Origin of the sequence: Pseudomonas sp. NPDC089569 (assembly GCF_050280625.1) — a bacterium.
Taxonomy (GTDB): domain Bacteria; phylum Pseudomonadota; class Gammaproteobacteria; order Pseudomonadales; family Pseudomonadaceae; genus Aquipseudomonas.
The window spans coordinates 1-15,512 of the sequence record NZ_JBNNVQ010000125.1 but is presented as its reverse complement, the minus strand read 5'-3'; the positions used below and the strand labels follow the sequence as shown (position 1 = coordinate 15,512).

General features: G+C 60.4%; 14 protein-coding genes and 2 pseudogenes. 3 read left to right on the top strand and 13 right to left on the bottom strand.

The window, feature by feature from the left end:
• Positions 1-76: 76 nt before the first annotated feature.
• Positions 77-844 (bottom strand): annotated as a pseudogene (locus ACQKP2_RS28670) (ABC transporter substrate-binding protein); the annotation flags it as partial.
• A 363-nt stretch (positions 845-1,207) separates the two neighbouring features.
• Here ACQKP2_RS28670 and phnR point away from each other — a divergent pair.
• Positions 1,208-1,921, top strand: a complete 714-nt coding sequence (phnR, locus tag ACQKP2_RS28665; protein WP_427581532.1) for a phosphonate utilization transcriptional regulator PhnR — start codon at positions 1,208-1,210, stop codon at positions 1,919-1,921.
• Positions 1,922-2,006: 85 nt separating this feature from the next.
• Here the strand turns inward: phnR and ACQKP2_RS28660 are convergent, their stop codons facing one another.
• The 7 genes from ACQKP2_RS28660 to minC all read right to left on the bottom strand — a co-directional run bounded on the left by ACQKP2_RS28660 (position 2,007) and on the right by minC (position 8,801).
• Positions 2,007-4,157, bottom strand: coding sequence for a mechanosensitive ion channel family protein (locus tag ACQKP2_RS28660; RefSeq protein WP_427581530.1), 2,151 nt, complete (start codon positions 4,155-4,157; stop codon positions 2,007-2,009).
• Between the two features lie 77 nt (positions 4,158-4,234).
• Positions 4,235-4,411: a hypothetical protein gene (locus tag ACQKP2_RS28655; protein WP_427581528.1), complete on the bottom strand. Its 177-nt coding sequence runs from the start codon at positions 4,409-4,411 to the stop codon at positions 4,235-4,237.
• A 176-nt stretch (positions 4,412-4,587) separates the two neighbouring features.
• On the bottom strand, positions 4,588-5,877 hold the full coding sequence (locus ACQKP2_RS28650; protein WP_427581527.1) for a M18 family aminopeptidase: 1,290 nt from the start codon (positions 5,875-5,877) through the stop codon (positions 4,588-4,590).
• Positions 5,878-6,077: 200 nt separating this feature from the next.
• Positions 6,078-6,713, bottom strand: a complete 636-nt coding sequence (locus tag ACQKP2_RS28645; protein WP_427581525.1) for an RluA family pseudouridine synthase — start codon at positions 6,711-6,713, stop codon at positions 6,078-6,080.
• A gap of 79 nt (positions 6,714-6,792) precedes the next feature.
• Positions 6,793-7,047 carry a cell division topological specificity factor MinE gene (gene minE, locus ACQKP2_RS28640; RefSeq protein WP_110964248.1) on the bottom strand — a complete coding sequence of 85 codons (255 nt, stop codon included), beginning with the start codon at positions 7,045-7,047 and terminating at the stop codon, positions 6,793-6,795.
• Between the two features lie 3 nt (positions 7,048-7,050).
• Entirely contained in the window at positions 7,051-7,863 is an 813-nt protein-coding gene (gene minD, locus ACQKP2_RS28635; RefSeq protein ID WP_427581523.1) for a septum site-determining protein MinD, read from the bottom strand.
• Positions 7,864-8,063: 200 nt separating this feature from the next.
• Positions 8,064-8,801 (bottom strand): septum site-determining protein MinC, encoded by a 738-nt coding sequence (minC, locus tag ACQKP2_RS28630; RefSeq protein ID WP_427581521.1) that lies wholly within the window; start codon positions 8,799-8,801, stop codon positions 8,064-8,066.
• Between the two features lie 118 nt (positions 8,802-8,919).
• Here minC and ACQKP2_RS28625 point away from each other — a divergent pair, with 118 nt between their 5' ends.
• Together ACQKP2_RS28625 and ACQKP2_RS28620 are read left to right on the top strand one after the other, a co-directional pair.
• Positions 8,920-9,852, top strand: a complete 933-nt coding sequence (locus ACQKP2_RS28625; protein WP_427581519.1) for a lipid A biosynthesis lauroyl acyltransferase — start codon at positions 8,920-8,922, stop codon at positions 9,850-9,852.
• Between the two features lie 135 nt (positions 9,853-9,987).
• Positions 9,988-11,151 (top strand): patatin-like phospholipase family protein, encoded by a 1,164-nt coding sequence (locus tag ACQKP2_RS28620; RefSeq protein ID WP_427581517.1) that lies wholly within the window; start codon positions 9,988-9,990, stop codon positions 11,149-11,151.
• A 117-nt stretch (positions 11,152-11,268) separates the two neighbouring features.
• Here ACQKP2_RS28620 and ACQKP2_RS28615 read toward each other — a convergent pair whose 3' ends face one another.
• From ACQKP2_RS28615 to ACQKP2_RS28595, 5 genes and pseudogenes are all read right to left on the bottom strand, one after another.
• Positions 11,269-12,054, bottom strand: a complete 786-nt coding sequence (locus ACQKP2_RS28615; RefSeq protein ID WP_427581515.1) for an outer membrane protein OmpK — start codon at positions 12,052-12,054, stop codon at positions 11,269-11,271.
• Entirely contained in the window at positions 12,035-12,427 is a 393-nt protein-coding gene (locus ACQKP2_RS28610) for a hypothetical protein (RefSeq protein ID WP_427581513.1), read from the bottom strand. The genes ACQKP2_RS28615 and ACQKP2_RS28610 overlap by 20 nt, the downstream gene beginning before the upstream one ends.
• A gap of 1 nt (position 12,428) precedes the next feature.
• Positions 12,429-13,214: an outer membrane protein OmpK gene (locus ACQKP2_RS28605; RefSeq protein ID WP_427581511.1), complete on the bottom strand. Its 786-nt coding sequence runs from the start codon at positions 13,212-13,214 to the stop codon at positions 12,429-12,431.
• Between the two features lie 168 nt (positions 13,215-13,382).
• Positions 13,383-14,741 (bottom strand): nucleobase:cation symporter-2 family protein, encoded by a 1,359-nt coding sequence (locus tag ACQKP2_RS28600; RefSeq protein WP_427581509.1) that lies wholly within the window; start codon positions 14,739-14,741, stop codon positions 13,383-13,385.
• 138 nt (positions 14,742-14,879) lie between these two features.
• Positions 14,880-15,512 (bottom strand): annotated as a pseudogene (locus ACQKP2_RS28595) (hypothetical protein); the annotation flags it as partial.

Below are 15,512 nucleotides of genomic sequence, written 5' to 3'. Positions count from 1 at the left end.
CTGCAGGCTGCGCGGTGGCAAGGCAACCATGATCTGCTGGGCACCGAGGCGAGGCATGGCTTCAGGCGCCAGCTCGGCCAGCAAGGCATGGCCCGTCGTAGTCATCCGGATTGGCCATCTTGGCCTTGTAGCTCAGGCCGTTGAAATCCCAGACCACACCGACTTCGATCTCGCCTTTTTCCATGGTGGCGATGGTCGGGTTGGCCATCGACAGGCGACCCTGCTTGGCGATATCGGCAAACATCAGCAAGGCCGGCTGTAGGTTTTTCTCGTCGCCACCGTTGGCCAGTGCTGCGGCCAGTACGCCGTTGGCTGCCTGGGCCGCGGTGCTCACGTCACCAATGGACACCTTGTACTTGCCGGTCTTGAGATCAGCCCACTTGGTCGGCACTTCGGAACCGTGCAGCAGCTTTTTATTGACGATAAAGGCGATGGTGCCGGTATAGGCCAGTGCCCAGTTGCCTTCCTTGTCCTTGGCCCAGTCCGGTACCTGATCCCAGGTCGTCGGTTTGTAAGGCTGCACAACGCCCTGCTTGACCGCAATCGGGCCGAAGGCCGCACCGACGTCGCCGATGTCGGCGCTGGCGTTGTCTTTTTCGGCGGCGAACTTGGCGATTTCCTGAGCCGAACTCATGTCGGTATCGATGTGTTTGAGGCCGTAGGTCTTGGCCAGGTCGTCCCAGGTGCCTTTCCAGTTGGCCCAGTCATCGGGCATGCCGACACTATTGACCGCACCTTCCGCTTTCGCAGCGGCTTCCAGGGTTTTCAAATCATCGGCCGCCATGGCGGCGGTGCACATGGCAATGGTCGAGCCTAACAGTGATGCCAGGAAAAGCTGTTTCATTCCGAAGCTCCTATGGGCGTTTTCAACGCTGCGATTGCGATTGTGTGTTGGTCTAGGTCAGCAATACCCGAGCCAATTTAAGGACGCTGGATGACACTTTGATGTCGTTCGTCGCCCGGCAAGATTTTTATTTGCCCGCCGTTGGCGGGTTCACGGTAAGCGTAGACCATGGCCGAAAGCCCGTAGTGCAGGGACTTGGCGGGTGTCTTGCAGGCATTTCAAGGCCTTGATGCAGCGACCGTTCGGTCGCTTGTCATCGCGCGGTCATCTGTACTGCCTACGCTTGCAGGATGTTGATCGAATCGATTTGCAGCACGGTTCTGCCCCGGATCGGTGCTGGTCTAGTCCAGATAGGTAAAGTTGATGCGTGATGAGGCAACAAAAGCAGTGACCGCCATTGGCCAGGTGCTTCAGGAACAGATCGATCATGGGTTGCTGGCGCCCGGAAGCAAGCTGCCGGCCGAGCGCAAGCTCAGTGAGTTGTTCGCGACGACGCGTATCACCGTGCGTGAGGCGTTATTGCAACTGGAGTCTCAAGGGCAGATCTATCGTGAAGAGCGTCGCGGCTGGTTCGTCTCGCCGCCGCGGCTGGCCTATAACCTGATGCAGCGCAGCCACTTTCACGCGATGGTCAGCGCGCAGGGGCGGGTACCGTCCACCGAGGTCATCAGTGCGCGCTTGCAGCCGGCTTCGGTGGCGGTGTGTGCGTTGCTGCAATTGCCGGCACTGTCGAGCGTCATTCAGATCTGTCGCTCGCGGCGTATCGATGGGCGCCTGGTGTTGTACGTGGAGCACTACCTGAACCCGCAGTATTTTCCGGGGATCCTGGATTTCGATTTGAATCAGTCGATTACCGAGTTGTATGCGCGGCACTACGACCTGCAGTACGGGCGAGTGCGGTTCGAGATCGTGCCGACGGCGTTGTCGGCTGATGCGGCGGCAGCCTTGCGGGTGTCGGTGGGTAGTCCGGGCTTGCAGATAGCGCGGGTCAACTATGACCAGCACGAGCGGCTGATCGATTGTGACCTGGAGTTCTGGCGACATGATGCGATTCATGTCGGCGTCGATGTCGTCTGAAACCCCGAAACCCCGCGCCCCGAAATCCTGAAATTCCGTAGGAGCGAGGCTTGCCCGCGAAGGCAGATTGCCGCACCGCTTGCTGCTACTGCGGCCCGCCACCGGCGGTGATCACCTGCACGCTCATGCGCGGTGTCGCCAGGTCCAGTCCGGCTTCATCCATGTGGCGTTTAAGCGACAGGTTGAAGGCCCGGGAAACTTCCCACTGTTTGATCGGAGCGGTCTTGAAGCGGGCGCGAAGGATGGCGTTGCCGGATTCGAAGCTTTCCACGCCCTGAAACTCCAGTGGCGACCAGATATTGCGCCGTTGCAGCGGATCGGTGCGCATTTTCTGGCCGACCTCGCGCATCAGTTTGATTGCGTTGTCGATGTCCATGCTGGCAGGCACCGCCACGCGGAAGATCGCGTAGCCGAACTCGCGCGAGTAGTTCTGGATGCTTTTGATTTCACTGAACGGAATGGTGTGGACGATACCGTCGATGTCCCGCAGGCGCACGGTACGGATGGTCAGGCCTTCGACGGTGCCCAGGTGGCCACCGACATCGACATAATCGTCGATGGCCAGGGAGTCTTCGATGATGATGAACAGGCCGGTGATCAGGTCGGCCACCAGCGATTGTGCGCCGAAACCGATGGCCAGGCCGATCACACCGGCACCGGCCAGCAGCGGGGTGACGTTCATGCCCATGTTCGCCAGGGCGACGATCAGCGCGATGATGAAAATGGCCACGAACAGGACGTTGCGGATCAGCGGCATCATCGTCTGCGCGCGGGCATTGGCCAGGCCCTTGCGCGATCGGGTGAGGGCATGGTGCACGGCCGTGTCGCTGAGAATCCAGATCAGCCAGGCAAAGATCAGTGTGCCGCCAAGACTGAACAGCTTCACACTGATTTCATGGCCTTCGCCTTCGGTGAAGCTGATCAGCGACATGCCCCAGACCCGCAGGCCCAGTTCGATGAACGCCATCCATACCGTCAAATGGGCGAGGGTGTAGAAGAAGTTTTTCAGGCGCTCGGAATACAGCGCGTGACGCCTGATCCCCCGTTGTGGCTTGAGGGCATGCCGGCGTACCAGGCCGTTGATGACCATGCACAACACCAGCAACACCGTGCAGATCAATGACTGACGCAACGCGGTGCTGGTATCCCCGGCGGATACAAACGTGGCGAACAGAGAAATGCCCACCAGAACCAGCGCCGGAACAAACCAGAAGGTGCCGAGAATTTCGATGGAGTCGCTCAAGGCGCGTCGGGTCAGTCGTCGGGACAGCGGCTGGTTGCGGATCAAATGGGCAATCGGGCGGCGGAAGCGCAGGATGAACAACCCCGTAAACAGCGCAGCCAGCACGTTGGCCACCGTTGCGGCGGTGTGCGCCAGGTGCCCGCCCAGACTTTCGATCAGGCGTGGGTCGTTGAGCGCTTCACCAAAGGCGGCGAAACTGCCGATCAGCCAGAGTGGGCGAAAGGCCTGATGCCGCAGGATGTACAAGGCGCGGTGGCGATGGGGGCCGTCGAGCAGGGAAAACGCAATCACGCAGATGGCAGAGAAACAGGTGCCGACCACCAGCGCGTAGGCCAGCACCATGGCCAGGCTTTTGCCCAGCGACGACGGCAGGGCATAGCTCATGTACACGGTGATGACCAGGGCTATCAGCCATGGGCCCAGTTTGCGTAGCGCAAAACGCAACATATCCAGGGCCCTGGGGTGTTGCGGCAGTTCTTCAGGCAGGCCGAAACGCATGCGCACCCGATGGCTGACCCAGATCAACGCCGCCGCGAGCAGACTCCAGACCAGCAGAATCATTGCGAAGCCAAAGATGATCGGTAGCCATTCGTTGGCGGGCAGCACCAGAGCGGTCAGCTCGTCCCTGGCCTGGTCGAATTCGCTGGACCAGCGTGTGATCGGGCTGTCGGCTCCGGAAAACTGCTTTTCGAAACTGGCCAGGGTTCCACCGATTAGGCCCAGCACGCCTTCCTCGGTGGCCGGTTGGGCCTTTTTTGTGGCATCGCGCAGTTTCTTCAGGTCGGCCAGTAACTTTGTACGTTGCTGGTCGTTTTCCAAGGATTTGATCACTTCGTCCAGGGACTGACCCAGAGGCTCCTGCGCCTCGGGCTGGGTTTTCGCCCCGCCGTTGAGCAGGCTCGGCAGACCGGCCGCGTCGACGGGCGCCATCGGCAGCAACGTCATGAGGCAGACGAGGAACAAACACGGCAGGGCGAAAAGACGAGCGAACACTAGGCGGTCAACCTCGAAGTAAGCGGGTCAATCGAGTGTACGAGCCCCGCAAATCCAATGCGAGTCGGGGACAGGTTTTATTCGTTGAGTTTGGCCAGGATCTTGAACACGACGGTGGCAAGGATCAGCAGCATGCCGACCCACATGGCGAAAACGCCGGCGTTCTTGTCACGAAAATTGAAGCCGATGGCCAGAAGGATCATTCCGATGAGAATCGGGATCAACATGGCGTGAAACGAGGACATCGAGATCATGGCGACTGCCTTGTCGAAAGGGATAACGTGAGTCTAGGTGGGGTTTGGATGAGCGGTGATGAATTCTGTAGGAGCGAGCATGCTCGCGATGGTCGTTAACGATTACGCTGTAAACCTGACACCCAGCGGCGTTTTCGAATCCATCGCGAGCTTGCTCGCTCCTACAGGGGGCGGTGTTACGGCAGGTCGCGGCTGGCGTAGAACGCGCTCAGCACCTTGACCAGATGCGCCAGGTCATGGCTGCCGCACAGTTCGCGGATCGAGTGCATGGCGAACGTCGGCAGGCCGATGTCCACGGTGCGCACGCCCAGGTGGCTGGCGGTAATCGGGCCGATGGTCGAGCCGCAACCCATGTCGCTGCGCACCACGAAACTTTGCACCGGCACTTCTTCGGCCATGCACAGATGGCGGAAGAACCCGGCTGTTTCGCTGTTGGTGGCGTAGCGCTGGTTGGTGTTGACCTTGATGACAGGGCCGGCATTGAGCTTCGGACCGTGGTTGGCGTCGTGTTTTTCTGCATAGTTGGGGTGAACGCCGTGGGCGTTGTCGGCCGAAACCAGCAGGGATTTCTGAATGGTCCGAACGAATTCGTCACCTTCGGGCAGCAGGCGGCGCAAGGTTTGTTCAAGCATCGGGCCATCGGCGCCGCAGGCCGAACACGAACCGACTTCTTCGTGATCGTTGCAGACCAGTACGCAGGTTTCGTCGGTGTCGGCCGTCAGCAACGCCTGCAGGCCGGCGTAGCACGACAGCAGGTTGTCCAGGCGCGCGCCGGCGATGAAGTCGCCATGCAGGCCGATGACGGCAGCGCTCTGGGTGTCGTAGAAACTCAGCTCGTAATCGAGCACCACATCGGCGTTCAGCCCGTGTTCGCGGGCGAGTTGGTCGGTGATCACGGCGCGGAAGTCCACGCGCTCGTCGCCGGCAAACTGCGCAAGCACTGGCGGCAGTTCAGTCTGGGCGTTGATCGCCCAGCCCATATTGGCTTCGCGGTTCAGGTGAATGGCCAGGTTGGGGATGATCGCGATCGGCGCCTTGAAATCGATCAACTGGCTTTCGACCTTGCCGTCGCGACGGAAGGTTACCCGTCCGGCCAGCGACAAATCGCGGTCGAACCAGGGGGCCAGCAATGCGCCGCCATAGACTTCGACGCCCAGCTGCCAAAAGCCCTGGCGCTGCAGTTCCGGTTGCGGCTTGACCCGCAGGCAAGGGCTGTCGGTATGGGCGCCTACCAAGCGAATCCCGCCGTGCAGCGGCGAGTGGCGGCCCATTTTGATGGCGACAATCGAAGAGTCGTTGCGGGTGACGTAGTAGCGGCCATTGGCTTCGGTATGCCATGGCTCGCGCTCGTCAAGGCGCTGATAACCGGCCGCCTCCAGGCGTTGTACAAGGCTGGCGGTGGCATGGAACGGGGTAGGGGAGGCCTTGAGGAAGTCGATCAGGCCTTGGTTCAACTCTTCGCGCATAACGTAGCTCCAGACAGCAGTGGGGCCAGTTTAACGTATTGGCCCGGGAATTGGCGGTGGGCTGCTGTGCAGTGCTCCTTGATTGATTCTTGTAGGAGCGAGGCTTGCCCGCGAAGGCGGTGTGTCAGTCGCCATTGATTCCGAATGACACACCGCCTTCGCGGGCAAGCCTCGCTCCTACGGGTTATCCGGTTTGGCCGTCAAAACGGTGCAGGGCTCTCGAAGCGCAGGCGTTCGCCGGTCTGGGGGTGGGTGAAGCTGAGCATGCTGGCATGCAGGCAAAGCCGTGGCCAGGCGGCCAGGGCCTGTTCGTGGGCATAGAGCCCGTCGCCCAGCAGTGGATGACCGATGGAGAGCATGTGCACACGCAACTGGTGCGAACGGCCGGTGATGGGCGTCAACTCCACGCGACACCAGTCGCCGCAACGTTCCAGTACGCGCCAGAAGGTCAGGGCGTGTTTGCCGAGCTCATGGTCGACCACGTGACGAGGCTTGGTCGGCGGGTCGTAGCGCAGCGGCAAGTCGATGCTGCCGCTGTCCAGCTCGGGTTGACCCCAGCACAACGCGGTGTAGGCCTTTTCGGTTTCACGGTCGTGAAACTGCCGGGACAGTTCGCGATGGGTATCGGGATCGCGGGCCAGCAAGATGATTCCGGAGGTTTCCCAATCCAGTCGATGGACGATCAACGCTTCCGGGTAGCCGTTTTCCTGCAGGCGGGTAATCAGGCAGTCCTTGTTGTCGTCGGCCCGGCCAGGGACGGAAAGCAACAGGGTCGGTTTGTTCACCACCAGCACGGCAGCGTCCTGATGGATGATTTGGACGTTGGACAACGGCATTAAAACAGCCTCGTTACAAACGCCAACGGCGGCTCGGGCCTTGAAAGCCTGAGCCGCCGTTGGCGACTGCCAGATCGACTCAGCGATCGGGCAGGGTGATGTTGAGTTCCAGAATCGAGCAGCTGCCCTGGCTTTCCAGTGCGACGTGTACGTCATCGGTACCGATGTTGACGTACTTGCGAATCACCTCGACCAGTTCCTTCTGCAAGGCCGGCAGGTAGTCCGGGGTGCTGCGTTGGCCGCGTTCGTGCGCCACGATGATCTGTAGACGCTCTTTCGCTACCGACGCGGTGCTTTGCTTTTTGTTGGCACGAAAGAAGTCAAAAAGGTTCATTGCTTAGTTGCCTCCAAACAGGCGCTCGAAGAATCCCTTCTTCTGTACATCGAGGAATCGATGATCCACGGTCTTGCCCAGCAGGCGGTCAACGGTATCGCTGTAGGCCTGGCCGGCATCGCTCTGGTCGTCGAGGATCACCGGAACACCCTGGTTGGATGCCTTGAGCACCGCCTGGGATTCAGGGATCACGCCGAGCAGGGTCACCGAGAGGATTTCCTTGACGTCTTCTACGCCGAGCATTTCGCCTTTGCTCACACGTTCCGGGTGATAACGGGTAATCAGCAAGTGTTCCTTGATCGGGTCTTCACCGCGTTCGGCGCGGCGGGACTTGCTGGCCAGCAGGCCGAGCATGCGATCGGAGTCACGTACCGAGGAGACTTCCGGGTTGGTCACGACGATCGCTTCGTCGGCGAAGTACATGGCCAGGTGGGCGCCTTTCTCGATACCGGCCGGGGAGTCGCAGACCACGAACTCAAAGTCTTCCTTGAGCTGCATGAGGACTTTTTCCACGCCTTCGGTGGTCAGCGCGTCTTTGTCGCGGGTCTGGCTGGCGGCCAGTACATAGAGGTTTTCCAGGCGCTTGTCTTTGATCAGCGCCTGTTGCAGGTTGGCTTCGCCGTTGACGACGTTGACGAAGTCGTACACCACGCGGCGTTCGCAACCCATGATGAGATCGAGGTTACGCAAGCCGACGTCGAAGTCGACGATAACCGTTTTGTGGCCGCGCAGCGCGAGACCGGTACCGATAGCGGCGCTGGTGGTGGTCTTACCCACACCACCCTTGCCGGATGTAACCACGAGAATCTTGGCCAAGGTGTTTCACCCCTAAGGAAAAAGGACTTTTAGCCCCTGAAAAGCCTCTCTTGAAAACTGCTGCAGTCGAACAGCCCTGGCTGGAATTCGGTTATTCGCAGTGTTTACCCCCGGTAAACACTGCATTTGGCCTGTTTCCCACTTCGTTCGGGCCGTTTTCGCTACGTTTCAGAGATGCTTGGAAAATGCGGCAGTATCCGTTAAAGCCGAATGATGTTCAACACATCGCCCGACAGGCTGACCTGCACACCCGAACCCCATAACGGGTCGCGGCGCAGGTCTTCGGACACCTTGTAATGGCCCGCAATGGAGACCAGTTCAGCGGTCATTTGCTGGCAGAAAATCCGGGCTTTCGTATCGCCCTTGACCCCGGCCAGTACACGACCGCGCATGGGGCCGTATACATGGATGTTGCCATCGGCGAGAAGTTCCGCCCCCGGGCTGACCGAGGAAATCACCACCAGATCGCTGCCCTGGGCGTAGATCTGCTGGCCGCCACGTACGGGCGAAGTGATGATTTTGGTCGGCTTGATCGTCGGCTCCGGCGGTTTTTCCGGCTTTTTCGGCGCAACGCCTTCGTTCAGGTCCAGCGCACGTTCACGAGCACCGGACGGTGGCAGAACCGGCAGGTCGACCGCGATGGCGGCCGCAATGTCTTCGATGCGGCTGGCGCGAATCGCCAGGGTGCGCAGGCCGTGCTGGCGGCAGGTGCGCATCAGGCCGGGCAGATCGACCGCGCCCTCGCTGGCCGGCAGTTTGTCCAGGGCCAGGACCAGCGGTGCGTTGCTGAAAAAATTAGGGGCCTGGGCGACTTTGGCGGCCAATTGCCGATCGAGACCTTCAAGGTCGTTACGGGCCAGTTCCAGCACGGTGATGGCGAGCATGCTGCCCTTCAGCTGGAACACGGGCTCTTTGTCTAGCGGTTCGGTTTGGCTCATGGTCGGCATACAACGACTTGTCACTAAAAGTGCCGAGACTTATAACGAGAACGCCCGCGGGCCGCAAGCCGGGTCGAACGATGTAGAATGCGCGGCCATTGTCTTTACGGAAGCTTTAATGGATCGCCCAAGTTTTCGCACAACCTTTCTATCTCCTCGTTTCTGGCCGCTGTGGCTGGGGCTTGGGCTGTTGTGGCTGATTGCCCAGTTGCCATTCCCGGCCTTGCTGTGGCTCGGTCGTGCGCTCGGTGCCGTGATGTATCGGGTGGCCGGCGACCGACGGCGCATCGCCAGGCGCAATCTGGAACTGTGTTTCCCCGAGAAGTCCGCGGCCGAGCGCAAGCGCCTGCTCAAGGAAAACTTTGCCTCGACCGGCATCGCTTTTTTTGAAATGGCGATGAGCTGGTGGTGGTCCCGTGAGCGCCTGTCGAAGCTGGCTCATGTCGAAGGGCTGGAGCATTTGCAACAGGCCCAGCGCGAAGGCAAGGGCGTGATCCTGATGGCCGTGCATTTCACCACGCTGGAAATCGGTGCCGCGCTGCTTGGCCAACAGCACACCATCGACGGCATGTACCGCGAGCACAAGAACCCGCTGTTCGACTACGTCCAGCGTCGCGGTCGCGAACGGCACAATCTTGATTCGCTGGCGGTGGAGCGTGAAGACGTGCGCGGCATGATCAAGTTGCTCAGGGCAGGACGCGCGATCTGGTATGCACCCGACCAGGACTACGGTGCCAAGCAAAGCATTTTTGTGCCCTTGTTCGGCATTCAGGCCGCGACGGTCACGGCCACCAGCAATTTTGCGCGACTAGGCAGGGCGCTGGTGGTGCCGTTCACTCAGAAACGCCTGGCGGACGGCAGTGGTTATCGCCTGGTGATCCATGCGCCACTCGAAGACTTCCCTGGGGAAACGGAAGAGGCCGATTGCCTGCGCATCAATCAGTGGGTCGAAGGCGTGTTGCGCGAATGCCCGGAGCAATACCTCTGGGCTCACCGACGCTTCAAGAGCCGTCCACCGGGCGAGCCCAAGCTGTACGCCAAACGCGGTTGATCAAGCCCCCTGTAGGAGCGAGCAAGCTCGCGATGGAGGCACAGGCACCACGGTGTGTCAGGCATCCAGCGTCATCGTTGACGACCCTCGCGGACGAGTCCGCTCCTACAGGTCCCATATCAAGGAATGTTGCCAATGAGTCCTGCTGAACCGGTTACAGGGTTGATTCTTTCCGGCGGCGGGGCTCGGGCGGCCTATCAGGTCGGAGTGCTGGCGGCGATTGCCGAGTTGTTGCCATTGGGGGCGGACAATCCGTTTCCGGTGATTGTCGGCACATCAGCCGGGGCGATCAATGCGGTCAGCCTGGCCAGTGGGGCCATGGACTTTCGAGCGGCCATCGAGCGCCTGACTGCCTTCTGGCAAGGCTTTCGCAGTCGTCTGGTACTGCGCAGCGACTGGCCCGGCGTGATCCGCCAGGCCAGTCGCTTCGTCAGTCACAGCTTGCTCGGTCTCGGATCCCAGGTGCCGGTGGCGTTGCTCGACAGCTCGCCATTGCGCGGCCTGCTCAATGACCGGTTGCAGATGAGCGGCATCGCCCAGGCCATCGCGCACAAACAACTGCAGGCGGTGGCGGTCACGGCGTTCGGCTATGAATCCGGGCAAGCCGTGACCTTCTATCAGGGCGGCGGCACCATCGATGCCTGGTTGCGCCATCGACGGATCGGCGTTCCGGCGCAACTGTCGGTTGAGCACCTGCTCGCCAGCTCAGCCATTCCTTTGCTGTTCGCTCCGGTGAAACTTGGCGAGGAGTATTTCGGCGACGGTGCGGTGCGCCAATCGGCGCCGATCAGTCCGGCGCTGCACCTGGGTGCCAGCCGTGTGCTGGTGGTGGGTGTCAGCGGCAACCCGCGCGGTGTCGATCCTGAACAACCGCTGCAACGTGCCTATACCGGGCAGCAACCGACCCTGGCACAGATCGGCGGGCATATGCTCAACAGCACGTTCATCGACAGCCTGGAGAGCGATATCGAATTGTTGCAGCGCTTGAACCAGTTCAGTCACCTCATGCCCGACGGTGCACCGATCCGCACGCTGGGCGTGGCGCCGGTGGAGGTATTGGTGATTTCGCCGAGCCAGCCGATCGACGAGATTGCCGCGCGCCATCGCCAGGAGCTGCCGTCGGCGTTGCGTCTGTTTTTGCGCGGACCAGGGGCGACCAGGACCAGCGGGGCAGGGGTACTGAGTTACTTGCTGTTCGAGGCGGGGTATTGCAGCGAGTTGATTGATCTGGGGCGGCGCGATGCGTTGGCCAAGAAGGATGAGTTGTGCCGGTTTCTGGGCTTGCCCGACCCGGAATAACACCGGACTACTGTAGGAGCGAGCAAGCTCGCGATGGTCGTGAACGATGACGCGGGCTTTCTGAATTCCCGCGTTGCCTGCACGTCCATCGCGAGCGTGCTCGCTCCTACAGAGGGATCAGAAGTGAACCTTGACCAGGAAGCTGGTCACGCTCTGATCGGTCTTGAAACCCTGGCTGTCTTCGATGCCGTACTTGTTTTTCCAGTAGTCATACTCGACGCCGACGTACAGCTGCTTCTCGCCCAGATTCAACGCCTTGCCCAGGTCGTATTTGATCTGCGGGTTGAAGTGCAGGTTGGCGTGGTATTCGCCTTTGCTGTTGACGTCGTTGTCGACCACCCAGTCCATGTAGCCATCGATCAGCACATTCGAAGCGCCAACCGGGATGGTGTAGGACCAGACCGGCGTGATCTGCCAGACATCGTCACCTGGACGGCTGCCTTCGGTGTGGCGGTTGTAGAAGTTCAGCTGGAAGTAGTCGAAGCCGGGAATGGCCAGGTCGAAGCCCGGGCCGATCAGGTAGGACTCGGTATCGTTTTCGCCGAACTCGTAAGTCATCGCCAGCAGTACGTCCTTGACCGGGCCGAATTCGAGTTTCTGGTCGAACATCTTGCCGAACGACAAACGTGGGCTGAATTCGCCGTAGTAGGTGTTATTGCCTGCGAAGGCGTCTTCCTTGCCGTTGTAGAAAATCTTGTCGACGAAGAAGAAGTTGTCGCCGTACTTCCAGCCATCGGCGTGTTCGAAGGTCACGGTTTGCTGGATGCGCGGGTTGACCTGGAAGTCCTTGCCATACAGATAGGTCAAGCTGTTGTTCTGCCATTGCAACAAGTCGCCGGCCATGGCCTGCCCCCCGACCAGCATCGATCCGGCCAGCATCAGGCTAGTGCACGTACGTTTCATTCGGTTGCTCCCAAAAAGTTGTGGTTCCACGATTTTTTTCAAGGTCGACGCTCTGGTATGGCGCCTTTTTCTGAAGCGGTAAAAAATTGTCCAATCGGTGCGCCTCGATGCGGGCGGCAAGCGCTGCGTCGAGGTTTTCGCAAAGCAAAAAAACTCCCGCCCGGCTGCCCTGGAGCAGTCGATTGAGAGGGGGTCGGGAATGCCTTGGTACCGTCCAGAGCCGGGATAAGTTGGCTTGCTGGTCAGGAATTAAATCCGGGCTTTTTTTTAAAGCGGATTCAGGCGGCCGCGCAGAATACTGACTACTCGGCCAGGTCTCAAGTGCCCCGCAACAGCGCACCGACGACAGGCTTGGGGCGTCGTTGCGGGCCATTTCAGAAATGCACCTTCACCAGCAGGCTGGCGGTGTTTTCATTGGTGTCGAAGTTTGCACTGTCCTTGATGCCGTACTTGTCTTTCCAGTAGCTGTATTCGGCGCCCACGTACACCTGTTTCTCCCGCCAGCCCAGGGCCTTGCCCAGGTCGTATTTGATCTGCGGGTTGAAGTGCAGGTTGGCGTGATAGCTGCCGTGCGAGTTCCTGTCGTTGTCCACCACCCAGTCCATGTAACCGTCGATCAAGACGCTCGAATTGCCCAATGGAAGGGTGTAGGACCAGGTCGGGGTGATTTGCCAGACATCGTCGCCCGGGCGACTGCCCTCGGTATGACGGTTGTAGAAGTTCAGGGTGACATAGTTGAAGCCCGGTATGGCGAGGTCGAAACCCGGGCCGATCAGGTAGGCCTCGCTGTCGTCTTCGCCGTTCTCGTAGGTCATCGCCAGCAGCACGTCCTTGATCGGGCCGAATTCGAAGCGCCGGTCGAGGATCTTGCCAAAGGACAATCGCGGGCTGAATTCGCCGTAATAGGCGTGGACGCCCTTGTTTCGATCTTCCTTGCCGTTGTAGTAGGTGCTGTCGATGAACAGGAAGTTGTCGCCGTACTTCCAGCGGTCGGCGTGTTCGAAGGTGATCGTTTGCTGGATTGGCGGATTGACCGCGTAATTCTTGCCGTACAGATAGCTCAGGCTGTTGGTTTGCCACAGCAGCAAATCGCCGGCCAGTGCCTGGCTCGCTGCAAGCATGCCGCCGCTCAGCAGCAGGCTGGTTTGTGCACGAATCATCTGTTGCTCCCTATTTTTTATTGTTGTTTGGCGCAGGCAGCCCCACCCCTGTAGGAGCGAGCACGCTCGCGATGGTCGTTAACGATTACGCGTGTCAGCTGGATGAACGCGGTACTTAAACGTCCATCGCGAGCGTGCTCGCTCCTACAAGGGGGTGTGCCTGTTCGATCAATGCGAGTGGGCGTGACAGTCGTTGGCGGCGGCGCGTTCGCTACCACCCAGGATGTTGAACAGCAGGTTCAAGGTCAGGGCGCTCAGCGTGGCCATGGCGATGCCGCTGTGGGTGATCGGGCTCATCCACACGGGCAGGTGGGCGAAAAATTCCGGACGCACCACCGGGATCAGGCCCATGCCGATGCTCACCGCCACCAGCAACTGGTTGCGACGGTCGCCGATGTCCGCTTCCTGAAGAATCTTGATCCCGGTGGCGGCCACCATGCCGAACATGGCGATGGCCGCACCGCCCAGCACCGCCGGTGGAATGGAGGCCACCAGGAACGCGGCTTTGGGCAGCAGGCTCAGCACGATCAGCAATCCGCCGGCCACGATGGTCACCGAACGGCAGCGCACGCCGGTCATCTGCACCAGGCCGATGTTCTGCGCGAAGGAGGAGTGGGTGAAGGTGTTGAAGAAACCGGCGAAGAACGAGGCGCCGGCATCGCACAGCAGGCCACGACGCAACATGCGCGGGCAGACGTCCTGCCCGGTGATCTTGCCCAGGGCGAGGAACATCCCGGTGGACTCGACGAAAATGATCACCATCACCAGGCACATCGACAGGATCGGGGCCAGTTCGAATTTCGGCATGCCGAAATGCAGCGGGGTGACAAATTGCAGCCAGGGCGCATTGGCCATGCCGCTGAGGTCGACCATGCCGATCAGGCCGCAGAGCACGTAGCCCAGGCACATGCCGATCAGCACGGAAATATTGACCCAGAAACCGCGCATGAAGCGGTGCACCAGCAGGATGGTGCCCAGTACCAGCGCGGCAATGGTCAGGTAGATCGGTGAGCCGAACTGTACGGCAGTGGCACCACCGCCTGCCCAGTTCACGGCGACGGGGAACAGCGACAGACCAATCGAGGTGATGACCGTGCCGGTCACCAGCGGCGGGAAGAAGCGCACAACTCTGGACATGAACGGCGCGATGATCATGCCGAAGAAACCGGCGGCGATGGTGGCACCGAAGATGCCTTGCAGACCGATACCGGGCATGCCGGCCATGGCGACCATGCTACCGACGGCAGCGAAGCTGGCACCCATCATCACCGGCATGCGAATGCCCAGGGGGCCGATTCCCAGCGATTGCACGATGGTCGCGATGCCGGCGACCAGCAGGTCGGCATTGATCAGAAAGGCGGTTTCTTCACGACTCAGGCCAGCGGCCTGTCCGATGATCAGCGGCACCGCGATGGCTCCGCCGTACATCAGCAGAACGTGTTGCAGGCCAACCAGGATCAATTGCAAGAGGGGCAAGCGCTGAAAGGCGGGTGCGTCGGGGATGCGCGCTTCGGATAGCTCGGACATGCAACACCTCGGATCTTTTTTATTCTTGTGATTTTTGCATCAGGAGGACCGCGGGGCGGCCATTCGCGGGCAAGCCTCGCTCCTACAGGGACACTGCATATCCGTAGGAGCGAGGCTTGCCCGCGAAGCTTTTAGCGATTAATTGGTCGAGGCACCCTGAACAATCCAGGCGCCGATCAGGTCACGTTCCTGCTGGGTCATCTGGGTGATGTTGCCCAGCGGCATGATCTGGCTGGTAACGGCCTGAGCCTGGATACGCGCAGCGTTCTGGCGGATCTGCTCGGGGGTGTCGAACATCACGCCGGCAGGCGCTGCACTGAACAGCGGGCTGGTCGGCTTGGCCGAGTGGCAGACCGCGCAACGTTCCTGAATCACGCTGTGCACCTTGTCGAAGGCCGGGCCTGTGTTGGACGCCTGTGCCGGTGCGGCTACCGGAGCTTCGGCAGGTTTGGCTTCAGCCGGTTTCAAACCGCCACCCAATGCTGTTTCCGGCAGAGGCTGGTATTCGATTTTCGCTGGTGCCTTGGCCACTTCAGGCGTGTTGATCGGCGCGGGGCCGGTGACGTAGGCCAGGCTGATCATGCCCACCGCTGCCACGGGCAGGGTCCAGGCAAACTTGTGGCTGTCGTGACGGGTGTTGAAGTAGTGACGCACCAACACGGCCAACACCGCGATATGGCGCCGTTCGAACCACTGCACCAGTTGCGCGATAGGCAGCGACAGGGCGAAGTAGATCAGGGCGATCAGGGTGTAGGTTTCCAGCGGACGGTA